Origin of the sequence: Variovorax sp. PAMC26660, from assembly GCF_014302995.1 — a bacterium.
Lineage (GTDB): Bacteria > Pseudomonadota > Gammaproteobacteria > Burkholderiales > Burkholderiaceae_C > Variovorax.
In genome coordinates, this window is record NZ_CP060295.1 from 2622541 (window position 1) to 2645794 (window position 23254).

Here is a 23254-nt window from a genome sequence, read left to right on the forward strand (position 1 = left end):
CGTCCGGCTCAGACCTTGGGGAAAGGGTTGGGCTCGACCAACTGCGGCGATTCCCACACGATGTCGAACTGGCCGTCGGGCCGTGCGCGGCCCACGCGCACCTTCTTCCACACGTGGTGGTTGGTAGCGTGCACGCGCACCGTGCCTTCGGGCGCGTCGAGTTCCACGCCAGCCGCGGCGGCCGTGACCTTGTCGACCTCGAAGGACTTGGCCTTCTCCACCGCCGCCTTCCACAGGTACACGCAGTTGTAGGCCACCTCCATCGGATCGCCGATCACGCGGTCCTGGCCGTACTTGGCCTTGAAGGCTTTCACGAACTTCTCGTTGGCCGGCGACTTGATGCTCTGGAAGTAGCCCATGCAGGCGTAGTAGCCGGCGGCGTTGTCCTTGCCGATGCCTTCGATCTCGTTTTCCGACACCACGGTGGACAGCAGCACCTGCTTGGCGCCATCGAGACCGGCCGCGCGCAACTGCTTGTAGAGCGCCACGTTGGAGCCGCCCACCACCGTGCTGTAGATGCAGTCGGGCTTGGCGGCCTTGATCTTGTTGATGATCGACGAGAACTCGGTGTGGCCCAGCGGCGCGTATTCCTCGCCCACCACCTTGCCGCCGGCCTTGGCGATGGCCGGCTTGGCGATCTTGTTGCAGGTGCGCGGATAGATGTAGTCCGAGCCCACGAGGAAGAAGCTCTTGCCCTTCTCGCGCGCCATCCACTCGACCGCCGCAATGACCGACTGCGTGGCTTCCTGCGAGGGATAGAACACGCGCTTGTCCTGCTCCTGGCCTTCGTAGTAGGTCGGGTAGAACAGCAGGCCCTTGGCCTGGTTGAGCACTGGCAGCAGTGCCTTGCGCGAGGCCGAGGTGTAGCAGCCGATGATGGCCGCGACCTTGTCGCGCTCGAGCAGCTTGCGCGCCTTCTCGGCGAACACCGGGTTCTCGCTGGCGCCGTCTTCGACCACCGCTTCGATCTTCTTGCCCAGCACGCCGCCGGCGGCGTTGATCTCTTCGATGGCCAGCTTTTCGGCATCGACCAGCGAGGCCTCGGCGATGGCGATGGTGCCCGAGAGCGAATGCAGCAGCCCGAGCTTCACGGTGTTGCCGTCCTGCGCGGCGGCCAGCCTGGCAACGCCGCCCGCGGCGCCCAGCACGATCAGCGAGCCGCCGGTCTTCACGATCTGGCGGCGGTTGAAGGGGTTCGTCATGTCAAATTCCTTTGCTTTGTGTTTGTGCGAGTCATCAGGAACATCCGACCTTCGAAGCTGCGCATTGGGTGTCTCCTCCCGCCGCGCGGCTCCTGCAAACGAGCGCCGCGTTGCCAGTGCTTTTTCTCCGGGCAAACCTCCGCCACCGGATGACGCGCATCCGTTTTGAAAAGGCTTCGTTGCGACCGAAAAACAAAAAAAGCCCGAACCGGTGTTGAAACCGATTCGGGCTTTATTGCCCGACGCCTCGCTGGCAGCACTGGCAGCGGGTGTCGTATGACTGGTAACGATTGCTCGTTGGGGCGGATTCTTCTCAACTCACCCCGGCATGAACATACGCTTTTTCGCTAATTGGCGAAACCGCAGGGCGTGTGTTATTCGCGCGCAATGTCTCCGGGGGATGCGATCAACGGGCGATCAACGGGGCCGCGCGAAGTCGGCCTCGATCCAGGCCGTGGCGCTGGATGCCGTGAGCTTGAAGGCGGGTGAGACGCTGACGCTGGCCAGTTCCGAGTCGTCGTCATCGTCGTGCGCGCTGAGCGTGGCGGAGGGGTTGTCCTCGTCGGGCACGATGGACAGCGACACGCGGATGCGCCGGTCGTCGCGCGCGGTGACGGTCACGCTCTTGTTGAGCGTGGCGTGCAGTTGCTGCTCGTGGCGGCGGATGACTTCGGCAGCGGTCTTCACCAGCGTCGAGAAGGCGGGGCCGTCGAGCGGCTTGGGGTTCTTCTTGTCGCGGCCCATGGTCCAGGGACCGATGAGCGCGGGCTCGGGGTCGCCCAGGCGGGTCATCTCCACGGCCCAGCCGTCGTCTTCCTCGTTCTTGATGACGCGGGCGGTCCAGAGTTCGTCGCGCCAGAGGCGGGGTTCCTGGAGGGGGAGGGTGTCTGCTGAGTCTGTCATTCGGGTGTTGGGGTTCGTGCGCGGGCTATTTTCCCCTCTGCCTTGCCCGGTTCCGCCGCGCCCACGTACTGTTGCAATCCTTCGACCAGCGCATCGAAGGCCACGCGGCAGCGCGGGCTGTTGCGCAGGTCTTCATGCATCGTGATCCAGGTTTCGAGCTTCATCGAGAAGGTGCGCGGCATCAGGCGCACCAGCGTGTCGCCGCGCCGGGCCAGCCCGACCTGGCAGATGCCGACGCCCGCGCCGGCGCGGATCAACGCCAGTTGCGTCAGGTCGCTGTCGGTGCGCAGCGAAAAAGTATCGCGGCCGATGCCCTTCAATGCCTTGCCTGCGTTGCGCACGAAGGCAGAGGGCTGGTCGTAGCCGATGACCGCATGGCTTGACAGCTCTTCGAGCTTCCGGGGCGTGCCGTGGCGCGCAAGGTAGTCGCGGTGCGCATGAAAGCCCAGCTCGATCTGCCCGATGCGGCGCGCCACCAGCTGCTCCTGCCTGGGGCGCACCATGCGCACGGCGATGTCGGCCTCGCGCCGCAGCAGGTCCTGCACGCGGTTGGTTGCGACCAGCTCCACTTTCAGCGCCGGATGCGCCTCGCGCAGCCGCGCGACGATGGGCGGCAGCACCTCGACGCTGATGACCTCGCTGGCCGACACCCGCACCACGCCGCGCACGCCTTCGCCCTGGCTGGTGGCCGCGCGCGCCAGCGACGCGGCGGTGCTTTCCATCGCCTCGGCATGGGTGCGCAGCGCCAGCGCGATGTCGGTGGGCAGCAGCCCGACCTGCGAGCGCGTGAAGAGCACCACGCCCAGCGCTTCTTCGAGCGCAGCCACGTGGCGTCCGGCCGTGGGCTGCGTGATGCCCAGCGCGCGCGCCGCGCCTGAAAGAGAACCCTCGCGCAGCACGCTGAGGAAGGAGCGGTACAGCTCCCAGCCGATGTTCGGAGTCATACACAAATGTATAGCTGCTGGCTCATATTCGGCAATTCCAATCCAACCCGCCCGAATCCAGAATTCACCCATCGACAACTGTTCTGGAGCATTTCATGGCAAGCAACGACACGGTTCTGGTTCTGGGCGCCACGGGTGGCATCGGCGGCGAGGTGGCTCGCCAACTGTGCGACGCAGGCTGGGAGGTGCGGGCGCTCAAGCGCGGCGCCGCCGAGGGGAAAAGGGACGGCATTACCTGGTTCGCCGGCGACGCGATGGACGCGCAGGCCGTGCGGCAGGCCGCCAAGGGCTGCTCGGTCATCGTGCATGCGGTCAACCCGCCCGGCTACCGGGGCTGGGCGCAACTGGTGCTGCCGATGCTCGACAACACCATTGCCGCTGCCAAGGCCGAGGGTGCGACCATCGTGCTGCCGGGCACGGTCTACAACTTCGGCCCCGATGCGTTTCCGCTGCTGAAGGAAGATTCGCCGCAGCACCCGGTCACCCGCAAGGGCGCGATCCGGGTCGAGATGGAAAAGCGCCTCGAAGACGCCAGCCGCGAAGGCGGGGTCCGCGTGCTGATCGTGCGTGCCGGCGACTTCTTCGGCCCGAAGCCGGGCAACAACTGGTTCTCGCAGGGGCTGTTGAAGGTGGGGCAACCGGTCAAGGCCGTGAGCTATCCCGGCCGGCCCGGCATGGGCCACCAGTGGTCTTACCTGCCGGACGTGGCCCGCACCATGGTCGAGCTGCTGGCGCGCCGCGACCGGCTGGAGCCCTTCGCGCGCTTTCACATGGCCGGCCATTGGGATGTCGATGGCACGCGCATGAGCGGTGCGATCCGCAAGGTGGTGGCGCGCCGCACGGGTGCCGCCGTACCACGCGTGTCGGCCTTTCCGTGGTGGTTGTTGACGCTGGCCTCGCCCTTCGTCACCACTTTCCGCGAAATGCGCGAGATGCGCTACCTGTGGCAGACACCGGTGCAGATGGACAACGCGAAGCTGGTGGCCTTCCTCGGGCGCGAGCCGCACACGCCGCTCGAAGAGGCCGTGGAAGCCGCGCTCGATGGCATGGGCAGCCTCAACGTCGCGCCAGCGGCCGTGGCGGCCTGAAGGCTCAGAACACCGACAGGCCGGTGCGTGCGACGAACAGTTCGAGCGCCTTCATGCCCAGCAGCGAATTGCCGGTCGCGTCGAGGGCCGGCGACCACACGCACAGCGTGAGCTTGTCGGGCACCACGGCCACGATGCCGCCGCCCACGCCGCTCTTGCAGGGCAGGCCGATGGAAAAAGCCACGTCGCCGGCCGCGTCGTAGGTGCCGCAGGTCAGCATCAGCGAATTGATGCGCCGGGTCTGCCGCTCGCCGGTAATCTCGGGTTCGCCGTCGATGGGGTGTGCGCCATCGCGGCACAGGAAGGCGGCGGCGCGTGCGAGCTGGCGGCAGCTCATGCGCAGCGCGCACTGGTGGAAATAGACGTCGAGCACCGTGGCGACGTCGTTGTCGAGCTTGCCGAAGCTCTTCATGAAGTTGGCCAGCGCGAAGTTGCGAAAGCCGGTGTCGGCTTCCGATTGGGCCACTTCGTCGTCGAAGCCGATGGGCTCGCCGCACAGGCTGCGCATCAGCGCGAGGATGTCGGCCTTGGCGCTGCCGCCGGCGGCCAGCGCCTGGCTCACGAGCCGGTCGGCCACCGCGATGGCGCCGGCATTGATGAAGGGGTTGCGCGGCTTGCCCTGTTCGTTTTCAAGCTGCACCAGCGAGTTGAACGGATTGCCCGAGGGCTCGCGCCCGATGCGCTCCCACAACGCATCGCCCATGCGCTGCATCGCGAGCGTGAGCGTGAAGAGCTTCGACACGCTCTGGATCGAGAAGGGCGTTTCGAAATCGCCCGCGCCGGCTTCCTCGCCGTCGCAGGTGCGCAGCGCGATGCCGAACTGCCGCGCATCGACGCGCGCCAGCGCCGGGATGTAGCTGGCCACGGTGCCGCCCTGGCCGAGTTGCGGGCGCAGGGTGGCGACGATCTCGTCGAGGATGGGTTGGAATTTCATCTTCTGGCTCATGCAGTGCGTTGCGCGGCAGGGCGCCGGTTGACCAGCACGATGCCCAGCGCCACGCCGATCAGCGCCACGATCAGTTGCGCCGTGAGCGGCTCGCTGAGCAGCACCACGCCGAACACCAGCGCGAACAGTGGCGTGAGAAAGGTGAAGGACGACATCTGCGTGGCCGGGTAGTGCCGCAGCAGCCACATCCAGGTGAGGTAGCTCGCGAAAGCGCCGATCACCGTCTGCAGGCCGATGGAGGTCCAGGCCCAGGTCGAGTACGAAAAACGCCAGTGCTCGCCCAGCACCAGCGACAGCACGGGGCACACCGCCGCCGTCACCGCAACTTGGTAGAACAGCGTCTTCTCGGCGCTGGCCGTGGCCAGCTTCGTGGTGCGCAGCGTCAGCGTGGTCAGGCCCCAGAGCATGCCGGCCGCCAGGCCCATCGCGTCACCGATCAGTTGTGTCGAACTCATGTGGCCGAAGCCTTCGCTGAAGGCCAGCACGACGCCCGCGAAGGCGATGAACAGGCCCAGCCACTGGAAGCCGCGCAGGCGCTCGGCCGGCACCCAGCGCGGCAGCAGCAGCGACACCCAGAAGGGCGCGGTGTACAGGAATACGGTGAGCCGCGAGGCGCTGGTGTTCTGCAGGCCCAGGTAGATGCCGGCGAACTCGCCAGAGAACAGCAGGCCCGCGAGCAGGCCGGGCCACAGCGTGCCGTCGCGCTCGAACAGCGGCACGCGGCGCCAAATGCACCACAGCCACAGCAGCACGACCGCGCCGACCATGCGGATCGAGGCCTGCCACAGCGGCGGCACTTCGGTCACGGTGGTCTTGATGAGGATCTGCTGGAGGCCCCAGAACGCGCAACAGGCAATGAGCAGGCCGATGGCGAGGGAGTCGAGGTGAGTCTTGCGCTGGATCATTCGTCTTGTTGTTGTCGGGGGCCTATTTGCCGGCCAGTGGATATGGCGGCTTGCCGCGCGTGCCGACCATCAGGTCGGGCACCACGGCCTCGACGTCGGGCAGGGCGCGCGCGGCGCGTTCGAGCTTCTTTGCCAGTGCAGCGTTGGGCACGCAGCCCTGCAGGTAGACCCAGCGGCGCTGCACCATCACCCACACGCTGCCCTTGTTCACGCCCGGCACGGCCAGCAGGGCGGCGCGCACTTTCGGCGCGAGCGGCTTGTCGTAGCGGTAGGCGTTGCTGTCGGTGCACTTGCCGGCGAGCCAGCAACTGGTGCCGCGCTCCAGCCGCGAGTGGATCTGGATGCGCCGTTCCTCGGCGGTATAGAACGGCCCCTCGGGCATCGGGCATGCGGGCAGGCCCGAGGACACGGGGAAGAACGGATCGTCGAACCAGTTCTGCTTGAGCGGGGCCGACGCCTCCTGCGCCATGACGGTCTGCGCGGCAAGCAGCAGGACGGACATGAGCGCCGGCGGCCTCACAAGGGATGTTCCGTGTAGAAGCGTCCGCCGTGAAACAGCAGCGGCGAGGCACCGGCGTCGCGCGTGCAGCGCTCGACCTCGCCGACGAAGATCACATGGTCGCCTTCGTCGTAGCGGCTGCGGTTGAAGCACTCGAAGCTGGCCGCGGCGCCCACCAGGACCGGCGCGCCGCCCAGCCCCTCGGTGAACTCGACCTCGGCCCAGCGGTCGATGTCCTTGGTGGCGAAGCGCGTGGCCAGCGCCTTCTGGTTGGCGGCCAGGATGTTGACGGTGTAGTGCGAGCCCGTGCTCAGCGCGGCCATCGAGGCGGCCGCGCGCGCCAGGCTCCACAGCACCAGCGGCGGCGCGAGCGACACCGAATTGAAAGAGTTGGCCGTCAGGCCGACCAGCGTGCCGTCGGCCGCGCGCGCGGTGACGATGGTCACGCCGGTGGCGAACATGCCGAGCGCTTCGCGAAACTCGTCGGGCGAAAAAGTGGGCGGCTGGGCCCGGCGGGGAGTGGTCACGGAAAGTGCTGGGCGGTGGAAGGCAGGAGGACCATTTTGGCTCAGCGCCCGGCGCCCTGCTGGGCCGGGTCCATCAACTCTGTCACGAGGCGGGTATAGACGGTGGCGGCGGCCGAGGGCGTGCGCCCCGCCAGCGTGACGAGGCTGTAGTGCGTTTGCATGCGTGTCAGGCCGGCGATCGGCAGGGGCACGAGCGACTCGGTCTCGGGGTTCAGGGCGGGCGCGTTGGGCGCGAGGATCACCGCGTTGGCGTTCAGCGCCAGATGCCGCAGGGTGCCGGGGTCGTCGCAGACCACGTTGAAGACGCCGCGGTCGGTGCGCTTGATCTGTCGGTCGAAATGCGCCGCCACCTCTGCCGGCAGGTTGGGGCCGGCCACGGGGTAGTCCATGGCTTTTTCGAGCGTCACCTGCTTCAGCCTGCGCAGCGGGTGCTTCGGCTGCACGAAGAACGAGACCGGCACGTTGGGCAGCCGCACCAGCTTCAGGCCGGGCGGCTTCTTCAGGTCGCGTGTGTCGGCAATGAACAGGTCGAGCTGGCGCCGGTGCAGGCGCTCGCACAGCGTGGTGGTGTCGGCCACTTCCATGCGCATCAGCAGTTGGGGGTGGCGCTGGGTCATGAGCGACAGGGCCACGCGCCCCAGCATGCCGGCAGCGAATGGGCCCAGCCCCACGTTGAGGCTGCCGATGGCCAGGCCTTCGAGCTGCAGCACGTCGCGCTCGATCTGCTGCGCATCGGCCAGCAGTTCGCGGGCGCGGGCCAGCACCAGTTCGCCGGCCTGCGTGAAGCGCACCGTGCCGTAGGCGCGGTCGATCAGGCGCGCCTGCAAGCCTTCTTCGAGGTTGTCGATGCTGCGCGAGAGCGCGGGTTGCGACAGGTGCACCGCCTGCGCCGCGCGACCGAAGCTGCCCTGCTCGGCAAGAGCCAGGAGGTGCTGGAGCTGACGCAGCTGCATTTTGCGTTTTAGTTAAAAAGGAACGTCATATTTTGCATTTGCCAATGGTTCCTGTGCTTCGGAGAATGAATCTTCTCCGCTCAACCGCAGACAGGCCCCATCGATGATCCGTGACCGTTCGACCCGCGCGCCGGCTGGCGCTCTTTCCCTTGGTGCCGTGGCATTCGCCGTGGCCTGCGCGCTGGGGGCCGCCTCCGCCGCTGCGCAGATTGCGCCCAAGCCCCCCGAGCCCGCGACGCTGAAAGCCAACGCCGATCTCGCGAAGACGCTGCCCTTTGCCAACCGCCAGGACTTCGAGGACGCCATGCGCGGCTTCATCGGCACCGTGCCCGACGCGCTGGTGACCGGCGCCGGCCCGCGCCCCGTGTGGACGATGAAGCCCTACGACTTCCTGAAGGCGAACGAGCCGGCCGACACGGTCAATCCGAGCCTGTGGCGCCAGGCCCAGCTCAATGCCATTCACGGCCTGTTCAAGGTGACCGACCGCGTGTACCAGGTGCGCGGCTTCGACCTTGCGAACATGACCATCGTCGAAGGCGACAACTCGCTCATCGTCATCGACCCGCTGCTCACCGCCGAGACCGCGCGCGCCGCGCTCGATCTGTACTACCAGCACCGGCCGAAGAAGCCGGTCGGCACGGTGATCTACTCGCACGGCCATGCCGACCATTTCGGCGGCGTGAAGGGCGTGACCACTGAAGCCGACGTGGCGGCCGGCAAGGTGCAGGTGATCGCGCCCGTGGCCTTCATGGAAACGGCGGTGGCCGAGAACATCCTCGCGGGCAACGCGATGAACCGCCGCTCGCAGTACCAGTTCGGTTCGCTGCTGCCGCCGGGCGTGCGCGGGCAGGTCGACACCGGGCTGGGCAAGGCGCTCGCGCGCGGCAGCATCACGCTGATCGCGCCCACCTCGACCATCGACAAGACCACCGAGCGTCGCACCATCGACGGCGTGGAGATCGTGTTCCAACTGGTGCCGGGCTCCGAGGCGCCAGCGGAAATGCTCATGTACCTGCCGCAGTTCCGCGTGCTCAACATGGCGGAGGACGTGACGCACAACATGCACAACCTCTACACGATCCGTGGCGCCGAGGTGCGCGACGGCAACCTGTGGGCCCGGTACATCGACGAGGCGCGCGTGGCCTTCGGCGACAAGACCGACGTGCTGATCGCGCAGCACCACTGGCCGACCACGGGGCGCGAGCGCATCGTCGACCTGATGAAGAAGCAGCGCGACATGTACAAGTTCATCAACGACCAGTCGCTGCGCCTGCTCAACGAGGGCTACACCCCGGCCGACATCGCCGAGACGCTGCGCATGCCCGCGAGCCTGGCGCAGGAGTGGTCGGCGCGTGGCTACTACGGCACGCTGAGCCACAACGCCAAGGCGGTCTACCAGAAGTACCTGGGCTGGTACGACGCCAACCCCGCGAACCTGAACCCGCTGCCGCCGGTCGCGAATGCGAAGAAGACGGTCGAGTACATGGGCGGCGCCGACGCGGTGGTCGCGCGGGCTCGTGAAGATTTCAAGAAGGGCGAATACCGCTGGGTGGCGAGTGCGATGAGCCAGGTGGTCTATGCCGACCCGGCCAACCGTGCGGCGCGCGAACTCGGTGCCGATGCGCTCGAGCAGATGGGCTACCAGTCGGAGGCCGGGACTTGGCGCAGCGCCTACCTGGTGGGCGCGATGGAGCTGCGCAACGGTGTGCCGAAGATTCCGGGTGGCAGCAGCTCGAATGGCGACACGCTCAAAGCGGTGAGCAACGAGTTGTTCTTCGACTTCCTCGGCGTGCGGTTGAACGCGGCCAAGGCGGAGGGCAAGACGATGGTGATCAACTGGAACTTCACCGACTCGAACCAGAAGTTCGTGCTGACGCTGGAGAACTCGGCGCTCACGCACTTGAAGGACCTGCAGGTGGCCGGTGCGGACGCCACCGTCACGCTGAGCCGTGCGACGCTGGACGCGATCACGCTGAAGCAGACGACCTTTCCCGAGGCGATGCAGTCTGGGTTGGTGAAGATCGATGGCAATCGGGCCAAGCTTGGCGAGTTGCTTGGGATGCTGGACAACTTCGATCTGATGTTTCCGGTTGTCGAGCCTCGGCAGTAGGCGGACTCGGTTGGTGGCTGTTGGCGCTGTTCTTCAGGGCGACACTCACGCCGACACGGTGCTCTTTTTCGCGAATGTCCCCCGCTTCGCTCCTCCTTTATTTCGCGAAAAAGAGCCCCGTATCGGCGCGAGCGTTGGACAGAGCAGTCGTTGACCGGCTGCACACCAGCAGCGTGCCCCTGTGCGAATGACGCCGGGTGCTCCCCGCAGCGAAATAAAGGAGGAGCGAAGCGGGGGACATTCGCGGAGGGGAGCACCCGGTGTCATTCGCACTCGCCCCGAAGAACAACAGCGCCAAAAGCGCAACGACTTACCCAAAGAACCAGTAGCAGACAGTAATGGCCGCGACAACCCCGGCCAGTTCAGCCAGCAGCGCACAAGCCACCGCATGCCGCGCGCGCTGAATGCCGACAGCACCGAAGTACACAGCCAGCACGTAGAAGGTGGTCTCGGTGCTGCCCTGGATGGTGGCTGCCACCAGTGCAGGGAAGCTGTCGACGCCCTGGCTCTTCATGGTCTCGATCAGCATGGCGCGCGCCGCACTGCCCGAGAAGGGCTTGACCAGCGCGGTGGGCATAGCGTCCACAAAGCGCGCGTCGAAGCCACCCGCCTGCACCAGCCACCGCAGGCCGTCGAGCGCGAAGTCGAGCGCGCCTGAGGCGCGCAGCACGCCGACCGCGCACAGCATTGCGACCAGGTAGGGCAGGAGGTTCTTCGCGATGTCGAAGCCCTCTTTCGCGCCCTCGATGAAGCACTCGTAGACCTTGATGCGCCGGATCGCACCGGCCAGCAGGAACAGGATGATCACGCCGAACAGCGTGAGGTTGCCCAGCAGCGACGACAGCGACGCGATGGCCACCGTCGACAGCGTGCCCAGCAACGCCATGAAGCCCCCCAGCAGCAGCGCGCCGGGAATCAGGTAGGCCAGCACCACCGGGTCCCACAGCCGCAGGCGCTGCATGAACGCCACCGAGAGCAGTCCGACCAGCGTCGATGCGCTGGTGGCCAGCAGGATCGGCAGGAACACCAGCGTCGGGTCGTGTGCGCCCTGCTGCGCGCGGTACATGAAGATGGTCACGGGCAGCAGCGTCAGCGACGAAGCATTCAGCACCAGGAACAGGATCTGCGCGTTGGTCGCGGTGACCGGGTCGGGGTTCAGCCGCTGCAGCTCGCGCATCGCCTTCAGGCCGATGGGCGTGGCTGCGTTGTCCAGCCCCAGCGCATTGGCCGCGAAGTTCATGGTGATGAGCCCGAGCGCCGGATGGCCCGCCGGCACGCCCGGCATGAGGCGCCGGAACAAGGGCCCGAGCAGCCGCGCCAGCCAGCCGACCAGCCCGGCCGCCTCGGCGATGCGCAGGAAACCCAGCCACAGCGTCAGCGTGCCGAACAGCAACACCATCACCTCGACCGCCAGCCGCGCCATCGCGAACAGGCTTTCCACCAGCGCCGCGAACACGGTCGCGTCGCCGCCGATCAGCCATCGCCCCAGCGCCGCGAGCGCCGCCATCCCGAAGAAACCCAGCCACAAGCCGTTGAGCACGTTTCTTTTCCTTTTTTGTGCGGGCCGATCATAGGGCGCTCATCCTGTCGGGCCGGCGCGAGCTACAGTGCGGCCCATGGCCGTTTCCGCCGCTTCCATCGTCCGCAGACTCGCCACCCTGGCACTCCTGGGCACAGCCGCTTTCTGGCTGGCCGGATGCGTGAGCCTGCCGCCGCCGCAGCCGCGCCCGGTGGTCACGGCCATCACCGACGTGGGGAACACCGAACTGGGCCAGCTGGCCGTCAAGGGCACGCCGGGCGGCTCCACGGCGTTGTCGGGCTTCCGGCTGCTGCCCGAGGCGGCCTTTGCCTTCGACGCCCGCATCTCGCTGGCGCGGCATGCCGAGAAATCGCTCGATGTGCAGTACTACCTGATCCAGAAGGACGACGTCGGCCTGCTGTTCCTCAAGGAGCTGCGCGAGGCCGCCGCGCGCGGCGTGCGGGTGCGCCTGCTGGTGGACGACCTCTACACGTCCGGCGAAGACGAAGTGTTCAGCACGCTGTCGGCCTTTCCGAACATCGAGGTGCGGTTGTTCAACCCGCTGCCCTCGCGCGCCAATTCGCTGTCGGCGCGGCTGTTGTTCTCGCTGACCGACTTCGGCCGCATCAACCACCGCATGCACAACAAGCTGCTGGTGGCCGACAACAGCTTTGCGGTTTCGGGTGGGCGCAACATCGCCAACGAGTACTTCATGCGCAGCACGGCGGCGAACTTCATCGACATGGACGTGCTCTCCAGCGGGCCGGTCGTGCGCCAGATGTCCGAAGGCTTCGACCGCTACTGGAACAGCGAGCACGTGCGCCCCATCGAGACCATCGCGCCGCTGCGCATGCCGGTGGACGAGGCGCAAAAGCGCTTCGACGCCATCGCGCGCACCGCCGTGCCCGACGTGCCCATGCACCAGCGCGACGTGCTCAACAAGCCGCCGGTGGGGCAGCAGCTCATCAGCGGCAATGTCGAGCGCTACTGGGCCCCGGCCACGCTGTTCGTGGACGACCCCGAGAAGATCACGCGCAAGCCCGATGCGGCCTATGAAGGCAGCGTGACCGAAGGCGCGCTGAGCGTCATCAACTCGGCCAAGCGCGAGGTCAAGATCGGCTCGCCGTATTTCATTCCGGGCGCGCACGGCATGGCGATGATGAAGAAGGCCATTGCGAGCGGCGGGCGCATCACGGTCATCACCAATTCGCTGGGCGCCACCGACGAGCCTTTGGCCTATGCGGGCTACGAACGCTACCGCGCCGACATGCTGAAGATCGGCGTCACCATCTACGAGATCGCGCCCACGCTCAGCGGGCGCTCGGGGCGCTTCGGCGATTTCGGCAAGTCGATCAGCCGGCTGCACGCCAAGCTCGCGATCATCGATGACGAGCGTTTCTTCGTCGGCTCGATGAACCTCGACCACCGCTCGGCCGCCGTCAACACCGAGATGGGCCTGGTCATCGACAGCCCGGAGCTGGTGCAGGACTACGACAAGCTCATGAGCGGCGACCGCATCAACCTGGGCTACCGGCTGCGCCTGGGGCCCGACGGCCGGCGCGTGCAGTGGCTGGAGTACGACGATGCCGGCGGCGACATCGTGCATGAGGACGAGCCCGGCGAGTTCCTGTGGCTGCGCTTCAAGAACTGGCTGCTGCTGCCCATCGTGGGCGAAGAGCTGCTGTAGTCCGCCGCGCGATGGCTCGCGCGGCAAGGCCTGTAATCAGGCTTGCACATTGCCCCTCTAGATTTCGGCGTCCCACCACGCACAACAACCAGAGGGATTTCCGATATGCACGCCGTGTTCACCCTGCCGCGGGCCTTGTCCGGCTCGCGGCGCCTGCGCTCGCTCGCCGCACTCACAGGACTGGCGGCTGCCGTGCTCCTGCAGGGTTGCAACGGCGGCGGCAGCAGCAATAGCTTGCCGATCATTCCGCCGCCGCCCGCTGCCGTCACGCCGCCGGTGCCTCCGGCGCCTGAACCGGATGCCGCCAGCGCCGACGCCAACCTGCAGGCCACCTGGGTCGAGATCGGCGGCAACAACGCCGCGCTCGCGCGCGCGATCACCAGCTACACCGCACCGGCGTCCGCCACGACGGCCAACGCCAATGCCGCGTGCCCTCAACTGACGGTGGATGGCAACACGACCCGCATGACCCTGCGCATCGGCGCCAGCACGATGGCGCTGCGCACCACGGCCAGCGACCCGGTCGACTCGAAGCCCTCCGCGTTCCCGGTGTCGACCTGCGAAGCGACCCTGCCGGCCGACGCGCAGCAGGCCGCCATCGGCAGCCGCACGCTTCCCTTGCCCAAGGCCGAGCCGCAGCGCGTGCTGGTGCTGGCCGACACCGGCTGCCGCATCAAGAAAGCCGGCAGTGCCTTCCAGCCCTGCAACGACACCACCGCATGGCCTTTCGCATCCATCGCTGCCACGGGCGCGGGCTTCAACCCCGACCTCGTGCTGCACATCGGCGACTACCACTACCGCGAGAACGCTTGTCCGAGCGACATCGCCGGCTGCAAGGACAGCCCGTGGGGCTATGGCTGGGACACCTGGCAGGCCGACTTCTTCGCGCCCGCTGCACCGCTGCTGGCCAAGGCGCCATGGATCGTGGTGCGCGGCAACCACGAAGAATGCGCGCGCGCCGGCCAAGGCTGGGCCCGCTTCCTCGAGACGCGCCCGTACGCCGACAAGAGTTCGTGCAACGACCCGGCCAACGATGCCGTCGGCAACTACGCCGACCCGTACGCCGTCGCGCTCGGCACCGGCTCGCAGCTCATCGTGTTCGACTCGGCGAAGGCGGGCGCTTCGGCGCTGAAGACGGACGACCCGCAGTTCATCGCCTACCAGAAGCAGTTCCAGGCCGTGACGGCGATGGCCGCCAAGCCCGGCATGACCACCACGATGTTCACCAACCACCACCCGATCCTGGCGTTCGCGCCGATCGCGGGCCAGAAGCCGGCGCCGGGCAATCTCGCGCTGCAGTCGGTGATGAGCAGCCTCAACGCCAAGGCCTATTACCCGGCCGGCGTGCAGGTGGCCCTGCACGGCCATGTGCATGACTTCCAGGCGCTGAACTTCTCGTCCGACCATCCGGCCACCATCGTGACCGGCAACGGCGGCGACAACCTCGACGTGGCGCTGGCCGACCCGTTGCCCAGCGATGCCACGCCCGCACCGGGCGTGACGATCGACCGCATCACGCACCACAACAGCTTCGGTTTCATGCTGATGGAGCGCAAGCCCACGCCCGGCGTGGGCTGGACCTTCAAGGCCTACACCGTGGCGGGCAAGCTGCTGGCCACCTGTGCGCAGACCGGTCGCACCGTGGCCTGCGACAAGACCGGTTTCCTCACGCCGTGAGGGGCGGCTCGGCGCGTCAGCGAGGCTTGATCGGCGGCGGTCTTGCGTTGCTGGCTGCCTGCGCCGGGTGGATGGGCGGCGCCATCGCCGCGTCCGATAACAGCGCGCAGATCAACCCCGGAGGACCGCCGAGCCTGGTGATCGAACGCATCGGCGCCACGCCGAAGATCGCCGCGCGCATCGATGCCACCGAAGCCGTCTTCAAGACCGACCCGGCGCTCGCCGCGCTGGGCAAGCGGATCTTCTTCGATGCGCGCCTGTCGCAGCCGCAAGGCACGTCGTGCGCCAGTTGCCATGATCCGCTGCGCGCCTTCACCTCGACCCTGAACGCACCGTCGCTGGCCGGGCCGCGCACGCCGCAGGGCAGCCGCCCCGGCCACTTCAGCGCCCGCACCGCGCCGTCGCTGTTGTATGTGCGCTACGTGCCCAGGCGGCACTTCAACCAGGACGACGACGCACCTTTCGCGTCGCCCTTCGGCGGCCTGTTCGCAGACGGCCGCGCCGACACGCTGGCCGAGCAGGCGCGCGGCCCGCTGTTCGACCCCGACGAGATGAACAACACGTCGCCGCAAAGCCTGCTGCGCAAGCTGCGTGGCACCGACCTGGCGCCCGCGATGTCGCTGGCCTTCGGGCCGCAGGTGCTGCGCGACCCTGAGCGCGCGGTCAAGGGCATCGGGCTGGCGCTGCAGGCGTACCTGCAGAGCGACGAGATGGCGCCGTTCAGCTCGCGCTTCGACGACTACCTGCGCCACCGCACGCCGCTGAGCCCGCAGGAAACACGCGGCCTGGCGCTGTTCAAGAACCCGGACAAGGGCAACTGCATGTCGTGCCACACGCTGTCCGACACCGCGAGCCGGCCCGAGCGCTCGCTCTTCACCGACTTCGGCTACGACGCGATCGCGGTGCCGCGCAACCTGTCGCTGCCCGCCAACCGCAACCCGCGCCGCTTCGACAACGGCCTGTGCCGCACCGCCGCGCAACTGCGCTGGCCCGAGCCCGACCAATGGTGCGGCTACTTCCGCACGCCGGGGCTGCGCAACGTGGCGGTGCGCCAGAGCTTCATGCACAACGGCGTGTTCACCACGCTGCGCGAAGCGGTGGCGTTCTATGCCACGCGCTCGACCGACCCGGCCCGGTGGTACCACGGCAAGAGCACCTTCGACGACGTGCCGGCCGCCTACCGCGCGAACATCAACGTCAACTCCACGCCGATGAACCGGCGCCCGGGCGTGCCGGCCGCGTTGAGCGACGAGGAGATCGACGAGATCAGCGCCTTCCTGCGCACGCTGACCGACGCGCCTTACGTGGCTGCGATGCCGCCCGTCGAAACCGCGGCACCGAAGTCGGCCAGGAAGTAGCCGCGCACAGCCGGCCCGGAACGGCGGCGGCGGGCTGTCATCGCCGATGCCACAATGCGCGTTACATTTCTGGCTCAGATGTGAACTTTTGTCACCGTCTTCTGGAGACTTCGATCATGACCGTTCCCGTGCCGCGCGAATCGATTGCGCCGCTTTCCACCAGCCGTCGCCGTGCGCTCACCGGGCTGGCCGCAACCGCTGCCGCAGGTCTGGGATTTCCGGCGCTCGCACAGAACCGGCCTGTTCGTGTCGGTGCTACCTTCGACAACAGCAGCGTCGAGAAGGCCAACGGCCAGGGGCTCTACCAGGGTTCGAGCGCCTTCTTCGCTGCGCTGAACAAGGCAGGCGGCATCAACGGCACCAAGGTCGAGCTGGTGATGGCCGACGACACCTTCAAGCCAGACGTGGCCAAGGCCAACGCGCTGGCCTTCGAGAAAGACAGCTCGGTGCTCGCGCTGGTGCATCCGCTCGGCACGCGCCAGACCGCCGAGGTGATGGACGCGGTGCCCGGCATGGCCGTGGTGGGCCCGATCACCGGCACCATCGCGCTGCGCAAGAAGGTCTCGCCCAACACCTTCTGGGTGCGCGCCAATTACGACCAGGAAGTCGACAAGCTCGTGAGCACGGCCGCCGTGCTGGGCCAGAGCCGCATCGGCCTCGTGCACTCGAACGATCCGCTGGGGCAGTCGGTGCTGGCGGCGTTCAAGAACGCGCTCGCCAAGGCCAAGCTGGAGCCGGCCGTCATCGCGACCACGCCCAACACCACCAGCATGGAAGTGGGCCCGGCTGCCGAAGCCATTGCCAAGGCCAAGCCGCAGGTGGTGGTGGTCGGCCTTGCCGGCACGGCGCCGGTGTTTCTGAAGGCGCTGCGCGGTGCGGGCAACAGCAGTTCGGCCTACGGCCTGTCGATCACGGCCAGCGCGCTCGCGGCCATGGGCGACCTGGCGCGCGGCCTGGGCTTCGTGATCGTGGTGCCGTCGCCGTACTCGACCAAGTACGAGATCGTGCGCCGCTACCAGGCCGACATGGTGGCCAGCGGCGTCAAGGAGTTCTCGCTCACCAGCCTCGAGGGCTACATGAACGCAGCCGTGCTCGCCGAAGGCATGCGCCGCGCGGGCTCGCTCACGCGTGCGTCGGTGATGTCGGGGCTGGCCAGCATCGAGAACTTCGACCTTGGCGGCGTGAAGATCAACTACGGCCGCACGAATCGTGAAGGCGGGCAGTTCGTGGACGTGGCGGTGATCGGTAGCCGTGGGCAGATGCTGAGCTGATTGCGTCGGCGTGGCCGTTGCTGGCTAAGTGGCGCTGCTGTTCAGGGCGTCGCTCACGCCGACACGGTGCTCTTTTTCGCGAATGTCCCCCGCTTCGCTCCTCCTTTATTTCGCGAAAAAGAGCCCCGTATCGGCGCGAGCGTTGGACAGAGCGGTCGTTGATCGGCTTCACACCGGCAGCGTGTCCATGTGCGAATGACGCCGGGTGCTCCCCGCAGCGAAATAAAGGAGGAGCGAAGCGGGGGACATTCGCGGAGGGGAGCACTCGGTGTCATTCGCACGCACCCTGAACAAAAGCCCCAAGAGTCTTCACGCAGCTGGCCGCACAGGTCACTCAGGCCGTCTGCTCTTCGGCAATCCCCACGCCCAGCAGCCCTTCGAGCAAGCCCTTGTCGGACGCGAGCGCCGCACTCGGCCCCGCGTGCACCACTGTGCCGCGCTCCAGCACGATGGCCTTGTGCGTCATCTCCAGCGCCAGCACCGGATGCTGCTCGACCACGATCGACGCCAGCCCTTCCGATTCGCACAACCGTCGGATCGCAGCGGCCAGCTCTTCCACAATGATCGGCGCCAGGCCTTCCATCGGCTCGTCGAGCAGCAGCAGCTTGGGGTTGGTCATCAGCGCGCGGCCGATGGCCAGCATCTGCTGCTCGCCGCCCGACAACTGGTTGCCGTAGTTGCCGCGCCGCTCGCGCAGGCGCGGAAAGAAGTCGTACACGCGCTTCAGGTTCCAGCCGCCCAGCCGCGCGATCACCGTGAGGTTTTCTTCGACGGTGAGCGAGGGGAACACCTCGCGCTCCTGCGGCACCCAGCCCAGCCCCGCGCGCACGCGCTGGTGCGACGGCCAGCGCGTGATGTCGGCGCCGCACCAACGGATCGCGCCCTGCATCACGCGGGTGTTGCCCATCAGCGTTTCGAGCAGCGTGGTCTTGCCCACGCCGTTGCGCCCGAGGATGGCAAGGCTTTCGCCCTGCTGCAGCGAAAAGTCGAGACGGTCGAGCACCACGGCATTGCCGTAGCCGGCCGTGACGTGGTCGAAGGCGAGCACTTCAGACATGGTGATGCGAACTTCCCAGATACACCTCGCGCACGCGCGGGTCGGAACCGATTTCGGCGGGCGTGCCTTCGGTGAGGATGCGGCCGCCCACCAGCACCGAGATGCGGCGCGAGAAGCGGAACACGAGCTTCATGTCGTGCTCGATGAACAGCACGCTGATGTCGCTCGGCAGCGCAGCGATGGCCTCGAACAGTTCGCCGCTTTCGTCTTCGGGCACGCCAGCCGCCGGCTCGTCCAGCAGCAGGATGCGCGGCTTGGCCGCGAGCGCGAGCGCGATTTCGAGCAGCCGCTGCTTGCCGTAGGCCAACTCGGCCACAGGCACATCAGCCAGGCTGTCGAGCTTGAGCGTGCCGAGCAGCGCATGCGCTTCGTCGAACACCGCCGTGCAACCCGTGAGCGGCCGCCACCAGGTGGCGCCCAGCCCTTCGCGCTCGCTGATCGCCAGCACCACCGACAGCAGCGGCGTCAGGCTGGGGAACAGCGTGTTGATCTGGAAGGTGCGCGCCAGGCCCATGCGGGCGCGCTTGTCGCTCGACAGGCGCGTGATGTCGCGATCGCCCATCTGGATCGACCCGCTCGTGGGCTTGAACACGCCGGTGAGCAGGTTGATGAGCGTGGTCTTGCCGGCGCCGTTGGGGCCGATCAGCGCTTGCCGCGCGCCGGGTTCGAGCGAGAGGTTGACGTCGCTCACGGCCTGGAAGGCACCGAAGCGGATGCCCAGGCCCTGCGTGCGCAGGGTGTGTGAGGTGGATGAACTCATCATCGCGCCTTCTTTCCCATGCGAACGAAGCGCGACAGCGCACCCATGATGCCGCCGCGACCCAGCATGACGGCCGCGATCAGGAAGATGCCGAGCCAGAACATCCAGTACTGCGGGTTCATGTCCGCGAACCAGTCGTGCACCAGCATGTAGACGATGGCGCCGATCATGCCGCCGTACAGGCGCCCGGTGCCACCCAGCACCAGGATGATCAGCACTTCGGCCGAGCGGTTGAAGCTGAGCGATTCGATGCCGACGAACTGCGTGGTCTGCGCCAGCAGCGCGCCCGCCACGCCGGCCACTGCGGCCGAGAAGGCGTAGGCCATGCGCAGCCGCGCTTCCACCGGCGAGCCGATGGCGAGCATGCGCTTGCGGCTGTCGTGGATGCCGCGCAGCGCCAGGCCGAAGGGCGAGCGCAGCACCAGCCGCACGAGCAGGAACATGGCGAGCACCACGCCGAAGGCATAGCCAAACGCGGTCTTGCCGTAGAGGTCGAAGTCGAAGAAGCCGAGCACCGGCGCAATGACCACGCCCTGCAGGCCGTCGGTGCCCCCGGTGATGCCCGAGAGCCGGTTGGCCACTTCGAACAGCAGCACGCCCACGCCGATGGTGATCATCAGCCGCGTGAGGTCGGCGCCGCGCACCACGAGGTAGCTCAGCGCATAGCCCAGCAGGCCGCTGACGACCAGCGCGAACACGAGGCCGGTGAAGGGTTCGCTCCAGCCGTACTTGGCCAGCAGACCTGCGGCATACGCACCTGCACCGAAGAAGGCCGCATGGCCGACGGTGAGGATGCCCGCGTAGCCGAGTGCCATGTCGAGCGACACGGCGAACAGGCCGAAGATCATGATCTGGCTCATGAGCGTGAGCTTGTCGGGCAGCAGGAAAAAGCTCGACGCGAGTGCGAGCCAGAAAGCGATTTCGGCGAGGCGCAGGCGCGTGGGGGATATCGTGACTGGCTTCATGCGGGGTGCTCCGCGCGTTGTGTTGCGAGGGGCTTGTGTTCTTTTGGGGGCTCTTGTTCGGGGCGGATGCGAATGACACCGGGTACTCCCCTCCGCGAATGTCCCCCGCTTCGCTCCTCCTTTATTTCGCTGCGGGGAGCACCCGGCGTCATTCGCACAGGGGCACGCTGCTGGTCTGCGCCGATCAACCAATGCTCTGAAAACGCTCGCGCTGGCGGTGTGCTCTGCGCAGCGAAATAAAGGGGGAGGGGGCGCAGCCCCCGGAGGACATTCGCGGAGCAGAGCACGCCGTCGGCGCGGGCGCGCCCTGAACAGCCGCGAACCCCGTGACCAACGCGCGTCATGCCAGCCCCTTCTTCGCAACGATGCCGTTCGGCCGCACCAGCAGCATGACGATCATGACGACGTAGATGAGAAAGGCGCCTGCTTCGGGCAGGTAGTACTTGCCCGCCACGTCGACGATGCCGACCAGCAGCGCGGCAATGAACGGCCCCGTGACAGTGCCCGCACCGCCCACGCACACCACCATCAGGAAGTACACGAGGTACTTGAGCGGGAACGACGGCTCCAGCCCCAGCATGCCCAGGCTCAGCGCGCCGCCCAGGCCCGCGAGGCCGCATCCCAGCGAGAAGGTCAGGAAGAACAAACGCTGCACGTTGATACCCGTGCCACCCGCCACACGCTGGTTGTCGACCGCCGCGCGCACCATCGCACCGTAGCGCGTCTTGCCCAGGCCCAGCAGCAATGCGATCAGCACGGCCACGCCGCAGCCGATCAAAAAGAGCCGGTAGCGGCCCACTTCGAGGCCCAGCAGCGAGACCTGCCCGTCGAGCGCCGGCGGCAGCGTAAAGGGCTGCATCGTCGGGCCGTAGAAATACGTGAAGGCCGCGATCGAGACGAACACCACGCCGATCGACAGCAGCACCTGGTCGAGCGGGTGCGCGCGGTACAGCCGCCGGTAGAACACGAGCTCCAGCGCTGCGCCCACCAGCGCCGCCGACACGAAGGCCGCCACCAGCGAGAGGCCGAAGCTCACGCCCCACTGGTTCATCAGCACGCTCGCGGCGTAGCCGCCCACCATCGCGAAACTGCCGTGCGCGAGGTTGACGAAGTTCATGAGCCCCATCGTGATGGACAGGCCCACCGCTATGAGGAACAGGAGCATGCCGTAGGCCACCCCGTCGAAGATCACGATTCCCATGGATTTCCCGTCGCTGCCTGGGCCTTGCGGCCCGGGTTGCTTGCTTGCTGGCTGTTTACTTGGCGGCTTCCTTGGCCGGGTCCTTGACGCGATCGAACTTGTCGAACTCGACGTTCACCAGCTGGCCGTTCACGCGCTCGGTCTTGCGGATGTAGACGGTCTGCACGATGTCGCGTGTGACCGGATCGATCTCGATCGGGCCGCGCGGGCTCTCGAAGCTCAGGCCCTTGAGGGCGTCCATGAACTTGTCGCCGCTGGTGTCGCCCTTGGTCTTGGCGAGTGCCAGGTCGATGGCGGCCATGGCGTCGTAGGCGGTCACGGCGAAGTAGCTCGGGCGCAGCTTGGTGCCGTTGTCGGCGGCGAAGTCCTTGACGAACTTCTGGTTCTTGGGCGACGGGTGCGCGAACGAGTAGTGGTGGCTGGTGACCAGGCCCAGCGCCACGTCGCCGGTGGCGTCGAGGTAGCTGTCGTCGGTGGCCTCGCCGGTGGCGTAGAGCTTGATGCCGGCCTGTTCCATGCCGCGTTCCTTCCACACCTTCAGGAAGGCCGGCGGCATCACGCCCGAGGGGAAGAAGAAGAACACGGCCTGGGGCTTGGCGTCCTTGATGCGCTGCACATAGGCCGAGAAGTCGGGGTTGTTCATCGGCGTGCGCACTTCGCCCGAGACCTTGCCGCCACCGGCCGTGAAGGTCTTCTTGAAGGCGGTTTCGGCATCCACGCCCGAGGCGTAGTCGGCGACCACGGTGTAGGCGTCCTTGATGCCCTGCTTGAGCATGTAGCGCGCCATCGGGTCGGTGACCTGCTGCACGGTGAACGACAGGCGCGCCACGTAGGGCGAGCTGGTGGTGATGGCCGAGGAGGCGGCGTTCATCACGAGGGTCGGGATCTTGGCCTGCGTGGCAATGGCGCCCACGGCGTACGCGTTGGGGCTGAAGTCCAGGCCGGTGAGGATGCTCACCTTGTCGCGCACGATCAGCTCCTGTGCGATGCGCTTGGCGGCGTCGGGCGCGGGGCCGGCGGTGTCTTTCTTGATGATCTCGACCGTGCGGCCACCCACCTTGCCGCCATGCTCCTTCAGGTAGAGCGCGATGCCGGCGTCGAACTGGCGGCCGTAGTCGGCGTAGGGGCCGGAGTAGGTCGCGATCAGGCCGATGCGCAGGGGCTCGTCGGCAGCCTGTGCAGCCGACATGCCCAGCACGCCGAAGCTCGCCAGCAGCAGGGTCGAGAGGATGGTTCTTTTGGTCATCGTCATTGGCGTCATTTGAAAAGGCCTTTCAGGTGGAATGGATGCGCCCCGTCGGGCGCCGCTGTCGTGTAACCGGATGTGCGGTAGCGGGCGATGATGCCCGAGCCGCCCGTCAAACCTGTGTATCGGGCACGCGCACCGTGAGGCCATCGAAGGCCGCGGTCACGCTGAGCTGGCAGCTCAGGCGGCTGCCGGGCTGGCGCTCGGAAGCGACGGCGTCGAGCAGGGCGCTTTCCATGTCGTCCGGCGGCGGCAGCAGGTCGATGAAGGCGTCATCCACGTAGACGTGGCAGGTGGCACAGGAGCAGCAGCCGCCGCATTCGGCGTCGATGCCGCGCACGTTGCCGCGAATGGCGGTCTCCATCACGCTGGCGCCGACCTTGGCGTCGACCTCGCGCGTGGTGCCGTCCTTGAGGATGTAGTGGATCGTGGGCAT

Annotated in this window: 21 protein-coding genes; 6 read left to right on the plus strand and 15 right to left on the minus strand. The window is 67.2% G+C overall.

Annotated elements, in window-relative coordinates; all coding sequences use genetic code 11:
- Positions 1-8 precede the first annotated feature (8 nt).
- From urtA to H7F35_RS12715, 3 genes are all read right to left on the minus strand, one after another.
- The gene (gene urtA / locus H7F35_RS12705; RefSeq protein WP_187113206.1) at positions 9-1202 is read right to left on the minus strand and encodes an urea ABC transporter substrate-binding protein; all 1194 of its coding nucleotides are present in this window, start codon (positions 1200-1202) and stop codon (positions 9-11) included.
- Between the two features lie 417 nt (positions 1203-1619).
- Positions 1620-2105, minus strand: coding sequence for a hypothetical protein (locus H7F35_RS12710; protein WP_187113207.1), 486 nt, complete (start codon positions 2103-2105; stop codon positions 1620-1622).
- The gene (locus H7F35_RS12715) at positions 2102-3049 is read right to left on the minus strand and encodes a LysR family transcriptional regulator (RefSeq protein ID WP_187113208.1); all 948 of its coding nucleotides are present in this window, start codon (positions 3047-3049) and stop codon (positions 2102-2104) included. The genes H7F35_RS12710 and H7F35_RS12715 overlap by 4 nt, the downstream gene beginning before the upstream one ends.
- A gap of 95 nt (positions 3050-3144) precedes the next feature.
- On the opposite strand from H7F35_RS12715, the gene H7F35_RS12720 reads away from it, so the two are divergent.
- Positions 3145-4137 (plus strand): SDR family oxidoreductase, encoded by a 993-nt coding sequence (locus H7F35_RS12720; RefSeq protein ID WP_187113209.1) that lies wholly within the window; start codon positions 3145-3147, stop codon positions 4135-4137.
- A gap of 4 nt (positions 4138-4141) precedes the next feature.
- Here H7F35_RS12720 and H7F35_RS12725 read toward each other — a convergent pair whose 3' ends face one another.
- Genes H7F35_RS12725 through H7F35_RS12745 form a run of 5 tightly spaced genes read right to left on the minus strand, consistent with a single transcriptional unit; the run spans position 4142 to position 7967 of the window.
- On the minus strand, positions 4142-5071 hold the full coding sequence (locus H7F35_RS12725) for a glutaminase (RefSeq protein WP_187113210.1): 930 nt from the start codon (positions 5069-5071) through the stop codon (positions 4142-4144).
- Between the two features lie 8 nt (positions 5072-5079).
- A complete protein-coding gene (locus tag H7F35_RS12730) occupies positions 5080-5988 on the minus strand; it encodes a DMT family transporter (RefSeq protein WP_187113211.1) in 909 nt (302 codons plus the stop codon).
- 22 nt (positions 5989-6010) lie between these two features.
- Complete coding sequence (locus H7F35_RS12735) at positions 6011-6490, minus strand: BON domain-containing protein (RefSeq protein WP_187113212.1); 480 nt, start codon at positions 6488-6490, stop codon at positions 6011-6013.
- A gap of 14 nt (positions 6491-6504) precedes the next feature.
- The gene (locus tag H7F35_RS12740; RefSeq protein WP_187113213.1) at positions 6505-7014 is read right to left on the minus strand and encodes a flavin reductase family protein; all 510 of its coding nucleotides are present in this window, start codon (positions 7012-7014) and stop codon (positions 6505-6507) included.
- Positions 7015-7055: 41 nt separating this feature from the next.
- On the minus strand, positions 7056-7967 hold the full coding sequence (locus tag H7F35_RS12745; RefSeq protein ID WP_187113214.1) for a LysR family transcriptional regulator: 912 nt from the start codon (positions 7965-7967) through the stop codon (positions 7056-7058).
- A gap of 103 nt (positions 7968-8070) precedes the next feature.
- Between H7F35_RS12745 and H7F35_RS12750 the strand changes: the two genes are divergently transcribed.
- Positions 8071-10077 carry an alkyl/aryl-sulfatase gene (locus H7F35_RS12750; protein WP_187113215.1) on the plus strand — a complete coding sequence of 669 codons (2007 nt, stop codon included), beginning with the start codon at positions 8071-8073 and terminating at the stop codon, positions 10075-10077.
- Positions 10078-10387: 310 nt separating this feature from the next.
- Here H7F35_RS12750 and H7F35_RS12755 read toward each other — a convergent pair whose 3' ends face one another.
- Positions 10388-11617 (minus strand): nucleoside recognition domain-containing protein, encoded by a 1230-nt coding sequence (locus tag H7F35_RS12755; RefSeq protein WP_187113216.1) that lies wholly within the window; start codon positions 11615-11617, stop codon positions 10388-10390.
- 76 nt (positions 11618-11693) lie between these two features.
- Between H7F35_RS12755 and H7F35_RS12760 the strand changes: the two genes are divergently transcribed.
- The 4 genes from H7F35_RS12760 (at position 11694) to H7F35_RS12775 (ending at position 17589) form a co-directional block, all read left to right on the plus strand.
- Entirely contained in the window at positions 11694-13283 is a 1590-nt protein-coding gene (locus H7F35_RS12760) for a phospholipase D family protein (protein ID WP_187113217.1), read from the plus strand.
- A 105-nt stretch (positions 13284-13388) separates the two neighbouring features.
- The gene (locus tag H7F35_RS12765; RefSeq protein ID WP_261803613.1) at positions 13389-14960 is read left to right on the plus strand and encodes a metallophosphoesterase; all 1572 of its coding nucleotides are present in this window, start codon (positions 13389-13391) and stop codon (positions 14958-14960) included.
- A gap of 71 nt (positions 14961-15031) precedes the next feature.
- On the plus strand, positions 15032-16318 hold the full coding sequence (locus H7F35_RS12770; protein ID WP_187114257.1) for a cytochrome-c peroxidase: 1287 nt from the start codon (positions 15032-15034) through the stop codon (positions 16316-16318).
- A gap of 116 nt (positions 16319-16434) precedes the next feature.
- Positions 16435-17589 carry an ABC transporter substrate-binding protein gene (locus H7F35_RS12775; protein WP_187113218.1) on the plus strand — a complete coding sequence of 385 codons (1155 nt, stop codon included), beginning with the start codon at positions 16435-16437 and terminating at the stop codon, positions 17587-17589.
- Positions 17590-17923: 334 nt separating this feature from the next.
- Here the strand turns inward: H7F35_RS12775 and H7F35_RS12780 are convergent, their stop codons facing one another.
- From H7F35_RS12780 to H7F35_RS12805, 6 genes are all read right to left on the minus strand, one after another.
- On the minus strand, positions 17924-18646 hold the full coding sequence (locus tag H7F35_RS12780; protein ID WP_187113219.1) for an ABC transporter ATP-binding protein: 723 nt from the start codon (positions 18644-18646) through the stop codon (positions 17924-17926).
- The gene (locus tag H7F35_RS12785; RefSeq protein ID WP_187113220.1) at positions 18639-19406 is read right to left on the minus strand and encodes an ABC transporter ATP-binding protein; all 768 of its coding nucleotides are present in this window, start codon (positions 19404-19406) and stop codon (positions 18639-18641) included. The genes H7F35_RS12780 and H7F35_RS12785 overlap by 8 nt, the downstream gene beginning before the upstream one ends.
- Entirely contained in the window at positions 19406-20371 is a 966-nt protein-coding gene (locus tag H7F35_RS12790) for a branched-chain amino acid ABC transporter permease (protein ID WP_187113221.1), read from the minus strand. Before H7F35_RS12790 ends, H7F35_RS12785 begins: the two co-directional genes overlap by 1 nt.
- A gap of 340 nt (positions 20372-20711) precedes the next feature.
- Complete coding sequence (locus H7F35_RS12795; protein ID WP_187113222.1) at positions 20712-21572, minus strand: branched-chain amino acid ABC transporter permease; 861 nt, start codon at positions 21570-21572, stop codon at positions 20712-20714.
- A 55-nt stretch (positions 21573-21627) separates the two neighbouring features.
- On the minus strand, positions 21628-22824 hold the full coding sequence (locus tag H7F35_RS12800) for an ABC transporter substrate-binding protein (RefSeq protein WP_187113223.1): 1197 nt from the start codon (positions 22822-22824) through the stop codon (positions 21628-21630).
- Between the two features lie 106 nt (positions 22825-22930).
- The gene (locus H7F35_RS12805) at positions 22931-23254 is read right to left on the minus strand and encodes a 2Fe-2S iron-sulfur cluster-binding protein (protein WP_187113224.1); all 324 of its coding nucleotides are present in this window, start codon (positions 23252-23254) and stop codon (positions 22931-22933) included.